This window comes from Chitinophaga oryzae, from assembly GCF_012516375.2.
Taxonomy (GTDB): domain Bacteria; phylum Bacteroidota; class Bacteroidia; order Chitinophagales; family Chitinophagaceae; genus Chitinophaga; species Chitinophaga oryzae.
The window spans coordinates 7979327-7992341 of sequence record NZ_CP051204.2; the positions used below are offsets into that span (position 1 = coordinate 7979327).

At 50.7% G+C, this 13015-nt stretch carries 9 protein-coding genes; 5 read left to right on the forward strand and 4 right to left on the reverse strand.

The features are described 5' to 3' along the window. Positions 1–72: 72 nt before the first annotated feature. A complete protein-coding gene (locus HF324_RS33970; RefSeq protein WP_168807621.1) occupies positions 73–2400 on the reverse strand; it encodes an NADP-dependent malic enzyme in 2328 nt (775 codons plus the stop codon). A 146-nt stretch (positions 2401–2546) separates the two neighbouring features. Between HF324_RS33970 and HF324_RS31595 the strand changes: the two genes are divergently transcribed. Further along, entirely contained in the window at positions 2547–2987 is a 441-nt protein-coding gene (locus tag HF324_RS31595; protein WP_078670128.1) for a DUF4293 domain-containing protein, read from the forward strand. Positions 2988–3061: 74 nt separating this feature from the next. Here the strand turns inward: HF324_RS31595 and uvrA are convergent, their stop codons facing one another. Beyond that, on the reverse strand, positions 3062–5878 hold the full coding sequence (gene uvrA, locus HF324_RS31600; RefSeq protein WP_246269338.1) for an excinuclease ABC subunit UvrA: 2817 nt from the start codon (positions 5876–5878) through the stop codon (positions 3062–3064). A gap of 324 nt (positions 5879–6202) precedes the next feature. Here uvrA and HF324_RS31605 point away from each other — a divergent pair, with 324 nt between their 5' ends. Next, complete coding sequence (locus HF324_RS31605; RefSeq protein ID WP_078670126.1) at positions 6203–6775, forward strand: RNA polymerase sigma factor; 573 nt, start codon at positions 6203–6205, stop codon at positions 6773–6775. A gap of 99 nt (positions 6776–6874) precedes the next feature. Here the strand turns inward: HF324_RS31605 and HF324_RS31610 are convergent, their stop codons facing one another. Continuing rightward, entirely contained in the window at positions 6875–8149 is a 1275-nt protein-coding gene (locus tag HF324_RS31610) for a thiolase family protein (protein WP_309475641.1), read from the reverse strand. Between the two features lie 226 nt (positions 8150–8375). Here HF324_RS31610 and rlmN point away from each other — a divergent pair, with 226 nt between their 5' ends. From rlmN to HF324_RS31625, 3 genes are read left to right on the forward strand one after another with little or no spacing between them, the layout of a single operon-like run. Then, positions 8376–9419: a dual-specificity RNA methyltransferase RlmN gene (gene rlmN, locus HF324_RS31615; protein WP_168807622.1), complete on the forward strand. Its 1044-nt coding sequence runs from the start codon at positions 8376–8378 to the stop codon at positions 9417–9419. Positions 9420–9478: 59 nt separating this feature from the next. After that, positions 9479–10909: a pseudouridine synthase gene (locus HF324_RS33760; RefSeq protein ID WP_258539341.1), complete on the forward strand. Its 1431-nt coding sequence runs from the start codon at positions 9479–9481 to the stop codon at positions 10907–10909. Between the two features lie 3 nt (positions 10910–10912). After that, positions 10913–11632 (forward strand): RluA family pseudouridine synthase, encoded by a 720-nt coding sequence (locus HF324_RS31625; RefSeq protein ID WP_168807623.1) that lies wholly within the window; start codon positions 10913–10915, stop codon positions 11630–11632. A gap of 377 nt (positions 11633–12009) precedes the next feature. Here HF324_RS31625 and HF324_RS31630 read toward each other — a convergent pair whose 3' ends face one another. Beyond that, the gene (locus tag HF324_RS31630; RefSeq protein ID WP_168861611.1) at positions 12010–12645 is read right to left on the reverse strand and encodes a peroxiredoxin; all 636 of its coding nucleotides are present in this window, start codon (positions 12643–12645) and stop codon (positions 12010–12012) included. Positions 12646–13015: the final 370 nt, after the last annotated feature.

Below are 13015 nucleotides of genomic sequence, written 5' to 3' on the forward strand. Positions count from 1 at the left end.
AGCTATTATATGCTGTATGCTGGTCTTCGCTCCTTAGCGTTCTTAATATTATCTTTACGTTCCTTTGCGTGACTATTTTTTCTTTTTCTTGTCCGCTTTGGCTTTTTCCTCTTTGCACTCCGCCACTTTGCGGCATTTCTCCTGCGCGTCTACCACAGCGATGTTCACCATGTTTACGATCTGCCTTACCGTGCTGCCCAGTTGCAGGATGTGCACCGGTTTTTTCATTCCCAGCAGTACCGGGCCGATGGCGTCGAAGCCGGCTACTTCCTGCAGCAGGTTATACGCTACGTTACCGGCGGTGAGGTTCGGGAAGATGAGGGTATTTACTTCCTCGTTCATCAGTTCGGTGAACGGATAGTTGTCTTTCAGGATCTCCTTGTTGAAAGCCATTGCGGCCTGGATTTCACCATCTACCACCAGCTGGGGATCGCGTTGTTTCACGATTTCGCGTGCTTTGGCTACCAGCTGGGCTTCCGGCGTTTGACTGGAGCCGAAGTTGGAGTAAGACAGCATGGCGATACGGGGCGCAATGTTGAAGTGTTTCACTTCTTTCGCCACCATCAGGGTGATGTCTGCCAGTTCTTCCGCAGTAGGATTGAAGTTGACCGTGGTATCCGCGAGGAACAGCGGTCCGCGTTTGGTATTGATGATATACATACCAGCCACGCGTTTCACGCCTTCTTCCATGCCTATCACCTGCAAGGCCGGACGGATGGTGTCAGGGTACTTGCGGGTAAGGCCGGAAATCAGGGCGTCAGCTTCTCCGGTTTCCACCATCATGCAGCCGAAGTAATTGCGTTCGCGCATGATTTTACGGGCTTCGTAAAGGTTAAAGCCTTTACGTTTGCGTTTTTCGAAGAAGAGATCGCCAAACTGGTGACGTTTTGCCTGCATTTCATCGCTTTTGGGGTCGATGATCACCACGTCGTCAATTTCGATGGAGTTTTCGAGCATGATCTGGCGGATGCGGGATTCGTTACCCAGCAGGATCGGGAAGGCGATGCCTTCGTCGTTCACTACCTGTGCGGCTTTCAGGATTTTTACGTTGTCGGCTTCCGCGAACACGACCTTGCGCGGGTCGCGGCGGGCTTTGGTGCCGATCACCCTGAACAGCTGGTTATCCAGGCCCAGACGGTTGTTGAGCTCCTGCTTGTACCCTTCCCAGTCAGTGATAGGGTTGTGCGCCACACCGCTTTCCATAGCGGCTTTTGCTACTGCAGGGGCTACGGTGCTTAACAGGCGGGGGTCCAGCGGTTTGGGAATAATATATTTAGGTCCGAAAACGATGTTTCTTTCGTTGTAGGCCAGGTTCACGATATCCGGCACGGGGGTTTTGGCCAGTTCGGCAAGCGCCCGTACCGCGGCCAGTTTCATGGCTTCGTTGATTTGGGTGGCCCTTACGTCCAGCGCCCCACGGAAGATATAGGGGAATCCGAGTACGTTGTTCACCTGGTTAGGATAGTCGGAACGGCCGGTAGCCATGATGATATCCGGTCTGGAGGCGATGGCTGTATCGTAGGCTATTTCCGGATCGGGGTTGGCCATGGCGAACACGATCGGGTTTTTAGCCATGCTCTTCACCATTTCCGGTGTTACCACGTTACCTACGGAGAGGCCGAGGAATACGTCGGCGCCTTTCATGGCTTCTGTCAGCGTGCTTATTTTGGAGGTGGTGGCAAACTGCATGTGCCTTTCGGTAAGGTCTGTGCGGGTCTTGTTCAGCACGCCGTCCTTATCGAACAGGATGAAGTTTTCCGGTTTGGCGCCCAGTGCCACATACAGCCTTACACAAGCCATGGCAGCGGCTCCCGCGCCATTCACCACTATTTTTACTTTGTCGACTTTTTTCTTTACCAGGTCCAGCGCATTGAGCAGCGCAGCTGCGGAGATGATAGCAGTACCGTGCTGGTCATCGTGCATCACCGGGATTTTCAGCTCTTTACGCAGCCTGTCTTCGATCTCAAAGCACTCAGGGCTTTTGATATCTTCGAGGTTGATACCGCCGAAAGTAGGTTCCAACGCTTTTACTGCCGCCACAAAACTATCCGGGTCTTTGGTATTCAGTTCAATATCAAATACATCGATATCGGCAAATATCTTGAACAGCACCGCTTTTCCTTCCATCACGGGCTTACCGGCTTCAGGACCGATGTCTCCCAGTCCCAGTACGGCGGTACCATTGCTGATCACTCCTACCAGGTTCCCTTTGGCGGTATATTTATAAACGTTTTCTACATCTCTGTGAATCTCCTTGCAAGGTTCGGCAACGCCCGGAGAATAGGCCAGGGAGAGGTCCCATTGTGTTTTTGTATCTTTCGTAGGTATTACTTCGATCTTGCCCGGCCTTCCCTTTGCATGATAGTCCAACGCATCCTGCTTATTCAGTTTTCTTGCCATATAAGTATAAAAGATTGTTATTGGGCGTGCAATATACGAAGTATTACACTATACGGACTATCAAAATCCGCAGTCTGCTATCAGATATTGCGCTTTTCAACCACTAAATTTGCTTACTTTTACGCCGTTAAACATTCGCAAATATCATGATACAACGTATTCAGAGTCTTTACCTGCTGTTGGCTGCCGGAGCCGGAGCCGCTACACTGTCTTTTGATCTGTGGAAAGCTAAACTGAGCAATGGAACAGTTACTGCTGTGAACGCCTCCAGCAACTACCTGTTATTCGTGCTGTACGTGATCATCATCCTGCTGGCTGTGGTTTGCATTTTCCTGTTTAAAAAGCGCAAGCTGCAGTTCCGCCTGACGATCTTCAACATCCTGTTTGTATTTGCCGCACTGGGCTATCAGTATTATGTGGTACAGCAAACGGCCAACAAGCTGGCTGCCGGCGGTATCACCATTACTTCAGCATCTTACCAGGTAGCCTCTTTTCTGCCGGTGTTACTGATTGTCCTTCTATTTATGGCTGCCAGGGGCATCTATAAAGACGAGAAGCTGATCAAATCGCTGGACAGGCTCAGATAGACCATCAAAACATTGCACTATAAAGAGAGAGGGCTGATCATCACTGACCAGCCCTCTTTTCTGTTGGGTATTTTTCAAAGAAATTTTCCGGTATAACTTTCTTTTACTTTCTTCAATCCTTCCGGCACGCCTGTGTACAGCAGACTTCCGCCGCCGGCGCCGCCTTCCGGCCCCAGGTCGATCACCCAGTCGGCGCTGCGGATCACGTCCAGGTTGTGTTCTATCACCAGTACCGTATGCCCCTGATCGATCAGCGCATTGAAAGAGTTCAGCAGTTTTTTGATATCATGGAAATGCAGGCCCGTAGTCGGTTCGTCGAAGATAAACAGGATTTTGCCCTGCGCTTTGCCTTTACCGAGGAAGGAAGCCAGCTTCACACGTTGTGCTTCACCACCGCTCAGGGTATCGCTGCTCTGTCCCAGTTTTACGTAGCCTAATCCCACATCGCTCAGCGGGCGGATTTTATTGCAGACATCTTTTTCGTCTTTAAAGAACTCCAAAGCTTCATCTACGCCCAGCTCCAGCACTTCGTAAATACTTTTGCCCTTATAGGTCACTTCCAGGACTTCGTCTTTAAACCTTTTACCGCCGCAGCTTTCACACAGCAGGTGTACGTCTGCGAGGAACTGCATTTCCACAATCACTTCACCTTCTCCTTTGCAGGCGTCGCAACGGCCGCCGTCCACGTTGAAAGAAAAATGTTTGGGCTGGAAACCGCGCATTTTGCTGAGCGGCTGCCGGGCAAAGAGGTCGCGGATTTCGTCATATGCCTTGATGTAGGTCACCGGGTTGGAGCGGGATGATTTACCGATCGGGTTCTGGTCTACCATTTCTATCTGGGTGATGTCATCCACTGCGCCTTTCAGTGCTTTGTGGTACCCTACCCTTTCTGCGAATTCGCCTTTCAGCTTCATCAGCGCCGGGTAGAGTATCTGTTTTACCAGCGTGGTTTTACCGGAGCCGCTCACGCCTGTCACCACGGTCAGCACTTCCAGCGGAAAATCGACGGAGATGTCTTTCAGGTTATGTTGACGGCAGCCTTCGAGGGTAATGGCTTTTTTCCATTTACGCAGTTTTTGCGGAGGGTCTATCCGGTAATTGCCGCTCAGGTATTTGCCGGTCAGGCTTTTACCGTCGGTCAGTATTTCCGGGTAAGTGCCGGCGAAGATCACTTCGCCGCCGAGGTGACTGGCCAGCGGGCCCATGTCGATGATATAATCGGCTTCCTCCATCATTTGCTCGTCGTGCTCCACGATCACCACGGTATTGCCAAGGTCGCGCAGTTCTTTCAGCACGTTGATCAGGCGGTGGGTATCGCGGGCATGCAGACCGATGCTTGGTTCATCGAGGATGTACATGGAGTTGGTGAGGTTACTGCCCAGCGTGCGGGTAAGCTGTATACGCTGGCTTTCGCCACCACTGAGGGTATTGGCCACCCTGTTGAGCGTCAGGTATCCTAACCCTACGTCCAGCAATGTTTTCAGCCGGTGGTTGATTTCAAACAGGATACGTTTGGCCACCTGCTGATCATATTCGTTGAGTTGCAGGTTATCGAACCAGTTTTTCAGGTCTGATACCGGCATGTCTACCAGGCGGGCGATGTTGCTGTCGCCTACGCGGATGTAGAGCGCTTCTTTCCGCAAACGGCCGCCGCCGCACTCGTGGCATACGGTACGTCCGCGGTAGCGTGCCTGCAGCACGCGGTATTGTACTTTGTAGAGGTTCTGCTCTACCATTTTGAAGAATTCGTTCAGGCCGTAGAAGTGTTCGTTGCCCGTCCACAGCAGCTGCACCTGCTCATCTGTGAGGTCTGCGATGGGTTTGTGTACCGGGAATCCGAATTTACGGGCCACTTTGATGAGCGCTTCTTTGTATTCGCCCATTTTCTCACCTCTCCAGGGAGCGATGGCGCCTTCAAAAACGCTGAGGCGTTTATCGGGGATGACGAGGTCGGCGTCGATACCGAGCACCTGTCCAAAACCTTCGCAGGTGGGGCAGGCGCCGTAGGGGTTGTTGAAAGAGAAGAGATTGGGCACCGGTTCTTCAAACTGGATACCATCCAGCTCGAAGCGGTTGGCGAAGTGGGTCACGTTTTTGCCGTCCACTTCCACGTAACAGTCGCCCTCGCTTTCGTAAAAGGCTGTCTGCACACTGTCGGCTATACGATGTTTGTCATCTTCCTCAAAATCTTTAACCACCAGCCTGTCTATCAGCACCCAGGCGTCTGCGGGCACGGCCGGCTTCTTTTGTTCCAGCAGCTCTTCGATGCGCAGCAGGCCATTGCCGCCGGCTGACGGCGCGTACAAACGGGAGAAGCCTTTCTGCATCAGGATATTCAGCTCCTCTTTCACGTCTCTTTTCGCGTGGCGGCGGAAAGGTACCATCAGCAATACTTTACTGCCGTGCTCGAGGTTACTGATAAAGTCTGTTACGTCGCTGACTTCATGTTTTTTCACGAGCTGGCCGGAAACGGGGGAATAGGTTTTCCCGACGCGGCCGAACAACAACCGGAGGTAGTCGTAGATCTCCGTCATAGAGCCCACGGTGGAACGAGGCGTGCGGGTGATCACTTTTTGTTCGATTGCGATGGCCGGGCAGATGCCTTTGATATAGTCCACGTCCGGTTTGTTCATCCTCATGAGGAACTGACGGGCGTAGGAACTGAGGCTTTCCGCGTAGCGGCGTTGTCCTTCTGCGTACAGGGTGTCCATGGTGAGGGAAGATTTTCCCGAACCGGACACGCCGGTCACCACCACCATTTTATTGCGGGGGATGGAGACGCTCACATTCTTGAGATTGTGGACCCTGGCGCCTTTTATGAAGATATTGTCCTGCGGGTTAACCGGCTGAGGATCAATGATGGTTTCTTTTTTCTTAGTTTTCATTGCCATGACAGAACAAATTTACGGGAAAAGATGTTAGATGAATAGTAATTGGTCAGGCAATTCATTCACAGAAAATTAACCTGGATATAGTACCCCAAAATGGCTAAAAGCTACTCTCCAAGGGCAAAAAAGCTGGTTTTATTATTTGTTTTATTGAAGTATTCTTTTATATTTGCGTAGAACGTTTTCTATACCTTTGAATCGTAACAAAATCTTTAACGCTTAAAACTGCTCATTATCGCCTAAACTTTACTCAATTAAACAACCAACAGGCTGTAAAATCTGTATTTATTTACTAACCCGTTCTAGTTGTAGAAGTTTATGCAAATAATGTACAAATTGTGCGACGAGCAGTTGATCACCCTTTTCAAGAAAGGCCATACTTCAGCATTGGAGGAATTGGTTCACCGTCATAAAGACAAGGTGTACACTTCCATTTTGTTGCTTGTAAAGGATTCTTTCCTGGCGGAAGATATTTTCCAGGATACTTTCATCAAAATCATCGACACGATCAGGGCTGAACGCTATACGGAGAAGGGGAAGTTTTTGCCCTGGGCGATGCGTATTGCACACAACCTGTGTGTGGACCACTTTAGAAAGATCAAGCGCACCCCGATGATAAAAACCGGCGATGACAAAGATATCTTCGACGTACTGGGCTTCAGCGACAGCTGTGTGGAAGACAAGATCATTACCCGTCAGAGCCACGACCGCGTCCGCATCATGCTGGACATGCTCCCGGAGGAGCAGCGGGAAGTAATTATCCTACGACATTATGCGGAACTGAGTTTCAAAGAAATTGCCGATCTCACGCAAGTGAGCATCAATACTGCCTTGGGTCGTATGAGGTATGGCCTGATCAATCTCCGGAAGATGATGACGGAGAAGCAAATTTGTCTATGAACGACCCTTTTTTTTGCTTGCCAGCAGCGGGCGGCCGGATGTAATGTCCGACCGCTCGTTATTTTTAGGCAAGTCTCTTCCTGCCTGTAAAGCTTTTTCTCAGCACTTCTCAAAGATCATGGCGGCTCCCTGTCCTACGCCTACGCACATGGTGGCGAGGCCGTAACGCGCTTCCGGGCGGCGTTTCATTTCATGCAGGAGCGTGGTGGCAATGCGGGCGCCGCTGCATCCCAGCGGATGGCCGATGGCTATAGCGCCGCCGTTCACATTCACGATATCGGGGTTGACGCCCAGGTCACGCATACAGGCCAGTACCTGTACGGCAAAGGCTTCGTTAAATTCGGCCAGCTGCAGCTGGCCTATGGTCAGGCCGGCGCGTTGCAGCGCCTTTTGGGTGGCAGGCACCGGTCCTATGCCCATAATGGAAGGGTCTACTCCAGCCACGGCCATAGCGCGCACCATGGCCAGCGGTTTCAGGTTGAACCGTTGCAGTGCTTTTTCGGAGACGATCATGACAGCGGCGGCGCCGTCGTTGATGCCGGATGAGTTGCCTGCGGTGACCGAACCATCTTTGGCGAATGCCGGGCGGAGGCCCGCCAGTTTTTCGAGGGTAGTTTCCCGGGGATGTTCATCTCGTGACACCAGTACCTGTTCCTTACCGGCAGCAGCGGTGATGGGAACTATTTCGTCGCCCCAGCGGCCGGCTTTCAGGGCTTCGGCGTACTGTTGCTGGCTGCGCAGGGCAAAGCGGTCCTGCTCCTCCCTCCCTATCTGCCATTGCCGGGCTACGTTTTCCGCTGTTTCGCCCATGGAATAGGGATGGTGCAGGGCTGCCAGCTGCGGATTGGTAAAGCGCCAGCCGATGGTGGTATCGAAAACTTCGGCTTTCCGGCTGAAGGGACCGTCGGCCTTACTCATGACAAAGGGGGCGCGGGTCATGCTTTCCACACCGCCAGCCAGGTATATCTCACCGTCCCCGCACATAATGGCGCGGGAGGCGTCCATGATGGCCTGCAGGCCGGAGGAACAAAGGCGGTTGACGGTGCAACCGCCCACCGTTACCGGTAAACCGGCCAGCAGTGCGGCCATACGGGCTACGTCGCGATTATCTTCGCCGGCCTGGTTGGCAGCGCCTGCAATCACATCTTCAATGGCTGCCGGGTCTATGGAAGGGTTCCTGTCTGTCAAAGCTTTCAGTACGCGGGCCAGCATATCGTCCGGGCGGACGGTGCTTAATACGCCGCCGTAGCGGCCTATAGGCGTGCGCACTGCATCTACAATATAAGCGACTTGCATGTTGATTTTGTTGGTTTTGGTGTTTACCTGCAATATAAAACTCTTTTCTGCCGCCGCCGCTTTTTCCGTGCTGATCATGGCTGAATGGCTCTCCCACCGGCTTCCGTAACAGAAAATTTTTTACCAATAACCAACTAAAATATTTAAACAGTTGACTATCAATAAATTAATTACTTTTTTATTCCTTTCAGCTTGATTATCAAGCTAAAAGATGATAAACGCGGGTCCTACTGCTATTTTACCTATCTTTGCAGATGCTTTCCGACTGCCGTAAGGCAGCCATTTGCTCATATAACGGTCAATAATGAAGTCTGACAAGAAAAATATCCGGCACTTAAGTCTGCCAGCCTTACAAGAATATTTTGGGTCTATTGATGAAAAGGCCTTTCGTGCGAAACAGGTGTATGAATGGTTATGGCTGCGCCATGCCACCAGCTTTGAAGCGATGACGAACCTGTCTAAAGACCTCCGTCACAAGCTGGAAGAAAACTTTGTGCTCCCAGCCGTAAAAGTGGATGCCACCCAGCATAGCAACGATGGTACCATCAAAAGCCGCTTCCGCTTGCACGATAATCATCTTGTGGAAGGCGTGCTGATCCCGACCGATACCCGTCAAACCGCCTGCGTATCTTCCCAGGTAGGCTGCAGCCTCAGCTGTAAATTCTGCGCCACCGGTTATATGGACCGCAAGCGTAACCTTGACTTTGACGAGATATATGACGAAGTGGCGCTGATCAATCAGCAGGCCCTGGAGCATAATGGAAAGAAACTGACCAATATCGTATTTATGGGCATGGGCGAGCCCCTGCTCAACTATAAAAATGTACTGCAGTCCATTGAACGGATCACCGCTCCTGACGGCCTGGGCATGTCTCCCAAACGGGTGACCGTGTCTACCGCGGGCGTAGCCAAAATGATCCGCCAGCTGGGAGACGACAAGGTGCGCTTTAACCTCGCCCTGTCCTTACACGCCGCCAACGACAAGAAACGCAGCGAAATCATGCCCATCAACGATTCCAACAACCTGAAGGAACTGATTGCGGCGCTGAATTATTTCTACAAAGAAACCGGTAACGAGATATCCTTCGAATACATTCTTTTCAGGGACTTCAACGATTCCAAACAGGATGCTGACGAGCTGATAAAAATCTACCGTCAGGTGCCTGCCGACCTGGTGAACATCATCGAATACAACCCGATTGACAACGCCCGATTCCAGAAGCCCGACGCTGAAACTGCCGAAGACTTTATGGACTATCTCGCAAAAAACCGTGTGAATGCCAGATTGCGCCGGAGCCGTGGTAAAGATATCGACGCCGCCTGCGGACAACTGGCCAATAAAGGATAATCAGCACAATAAAAACATCTATGGGCCATGCTTGCATGGCCATCAATTAATAATAATTTATGAAGAAGAAACAACCTGCTAAGAAGGGCCCGGCTCCTTTTAAAGGAAGAAAAACGGACAACACAGACAAGCCGGCAGCAGGCAACCGCAACCGCTCCTCCTTTGACGGCGAAAGGCCCGGAAGAGCATCTGCAAAAGATAATGCAGGAGATGCTCCCGCTCAGCGTAAACGTACTTACAGCAAGGATGGCAACACCACCTTCCGCAAACGTACGTTTGACAACGGAGAGCAGCCTTCCCGCAAAAGCAGCTTTGGTGATAAGGATTTCTCCAGAGATAATAAAACCACTCCCCGCAAACGCAGCTTCGGTGATAAAGACTTCTCCAGGGACGACAAAGCAGCCTCCGGAAAACGCAGCTTCGGCGACGGTAAACAGCCCGTACGCAAAGGCTTCTCCGGTGACAACCGCGATGACGAGAAACCCGCTTTCCGCAAACGCACCTACGGTGACAAAAAACCTTTCGGTAAAAAAAACGACAGCTATACCCGCAAAGATGAAAGCTCCTTCCATGGAGACTTCAACGAAGCAAAAAGCGGCGCCAAAAAGGAAACACCCAGCGGCTTTAACCGTAAAAAATTCTTTGACCGCACCAACGACCGCTTTACCGACAAACAGGAAAGGCGGATGGCCGCCAAAAGCGGAGGCAGCACCGGCAGTCAACAGGCCGCCGGCCATAAAAAAGAAGCCAAAGAAAGTTCTTTCGCTCCGGGCGAAATGCCGCTGAACAAATACATCGCCCACTGTGGCCTGTGCTCCCGCCGCAAAGCGGTAGACTTCATCAAAGAAGGCAAAGTGACCGTCAATGGCACCGTGATACTGGAGCCCGCTACCAAGGTGACCAGCGCCGACACCGTGACGCTGGCGGATAAAAAAATAAATCTGACCAAAAACCTGCTGTACATCCTGCTCAACAAGCCGAAAGGTTTTATCACCACCACCGATGATCCCGAAGGCCGCAAAACCGTAATGGACCTGATCCAGGATGCCACCGGCGAAGAAAGGGTGTACCCTGTGGGCCGCCTGGACCGCAATACCTCCGGGTTGCTGCTGCTCACCAATGACGGCGAACTGGCGCAGACGCTCGCCCATCCCAAGCACAACATCAAAAAGATATACCAGGTAGAGCTCGATAAGCCGCTTACCAAAACGGACTTCGATCAGATCGTTGCCGGTCTTACCCTTGAAGACGGCGTAGCCTACGTAGATGCGTTAGGGTATGTGGACCCCAAGGACAAAAAACAGATCGGTATCGAGATCCACAGCGGCAAGAACCGTATCGTCCGTCGTATTTTTGAGCACCTCTCCTACAATGTGGAAAAGCTGGACCGCGTGATGTATGCCGGCCTCACCAAAAAGACGCTCAATCGTGGCCAATGGCGTTATCTCAACGAAAAAGAAGTGATCCTGCTGAAACATTTTAAAAAATAACCGGTGCGATTAGAAGAGCATATTTTACTGGAAACACCTGATTTTGTTGTTGTGAACAAGCCATCCGGCATGCTGACGCTGCCCGACCGGCACGACAATGAACTAACGTCCCTGATAGCCGTCATGAAAAAGGCTTACGGGGAAATATTCACCGTACACCGGCTGGACCGCGATACCAGTGGCATTATCCTGTTCGCCCGCAACGAAGCGGCCCACAAATACTTCTCCCAGCTGTTTGAAAGCCGCGATGTGGAGAAATACTACCTTGGCCTGGTACATGGCGTTCCCACGCCGGAAAAAGGTTCTGTCAACGAAGGTATTATGGAACATCCGGTACAGAAGGGGAAGATGGTGACCAACCGCAAGGGCAAGGCTTCTTTGACAGACTATGAAGTACTGGAGTCTTTTGGACTTTACAGCCTCATGAAATGGAGGATCCATACCGGCCGTACCCACCAGATCAGGGTGCACATGAAACATCTCGGTCACCCGATTGCGGTAGATGAACTGTACGGCAGCCCTCAGCCTGTTTTGTTATCGTCCATCAAGAAAAAATTCAAGCTGGGCAAACATACAGAAGAAGAACGCCCCCTGCTCTCCCGCCTGGCGCTGCATGCTGCCATGCTGGTGTTTAAAGACCCTTCCGGCAAGGCCTATACCGTAGAAGCCCCGCTGCCGAAAGATATCAATGCGGTAGTTACGCAATTACGGAAAAACCGGTAACCGAAGCATTTTGAAATTTTAAAATTTTGATATTGGGGTATTTGGGAGCCTGTAGTAGCAGGCGCTATTACCGATGAATAAGACACAAGTCGTTTTGGTTTAATACTGGCCCGTTGGCATTATGCCGGCGGGCTTTTTTGATGCATTCACCATATTTGCTTCCGCGGTCCGTCATCTGCCATTATCGCCACCAGCGGGTCGCACCGCTGCTTAGAGCGGCACCAACAGGTTAAAATATTAAATAACCCGGCTATCAGGCAAAAAAAAACGGGGAAAAATCCCCGCTTCGTAAAAATCAAAAACCAACCATTAAAAACTCTTATAGTGAAAGCCGGCACCTGGTTGTGTAAGTGGATCGGCTCCTTTTGTTTCGTTTTTTATTTGTTTGGCTGTGGTGTTGTTCTCAGATAAGGCTTGATAATTTTATGGCCTTTCGGAAAACGTTCCGGTATTTCTGCCGTAGGCACTGCTGCCGTCACAATAACATCTTCCCCGTCTTTCCAGTCTGCCGGCGTAGCTACGCTGTATTTAGCCGTCAGCTGCAAGGAGTCGATAACGCGTAAAACTTCGTTGAAGTTCCTGCCGGTAGATGCCGGGTAGGTGATCGTCAGTTTTACTTTTTTATCGGGACCAATGATAAACAGTGATCTTACGGTAAATGTTTCAGAAGCATTCGGGTGAATCATACCGTAGAGGTTGGCTACCGTTTTGTCTTCATCTGCAATAATAGGAAAAGTTACGTCACAATGTTGCGTTTCGTTAATATCTCCTATCCAACTCATATGTTTATCCAGCGGATCTACGCTGAGTGCCAGCACTTTAACGTTCCTTTTGGCAAATTCGCCGTTCAGGAGGGCTGTTTTGCCAAGTTCTGTTGTACAAACAGGGGTAAAATCAGCAGGATGGGAGAACAGGACGCCCCAGCTGTCGCCGAGATATTCGTAAAAATCTATTTCTCCTATTGTGGTCTTAGCTTTGAAATTGGGAGCAGTATCGCCCAGTCTTAAACTCATAGTTTCACAATTTACTTGACCAAAAATAGCATTTTCCTACAAGAATTATAGACTTTAAAATAACTTTTTCACTTTTTCATCGCTTTTTTTTGCGAACTGGATAAAGTGGGTCCGTTTACCTGGATTTTTTAATACGCTACTGATTTTCGTCGTTGTCGGCCAGGCACCTTTCCCACTAAAAAACGGGAAAACAAATCTCCCATGAATACCGCAGCGGCATCTTCCTACGCCACAAGTCAACTAGAAACAGGAAAGTAAATCTCCGACCGGGTACCCTCCTGGTTTAAAACCAGGAAGGCGAAAACAGGGAACCGGCAGGTAGTTTGGGTAGACAGGCTGCACCTATAGGGAAATGTGCAGCCTGTCTCTT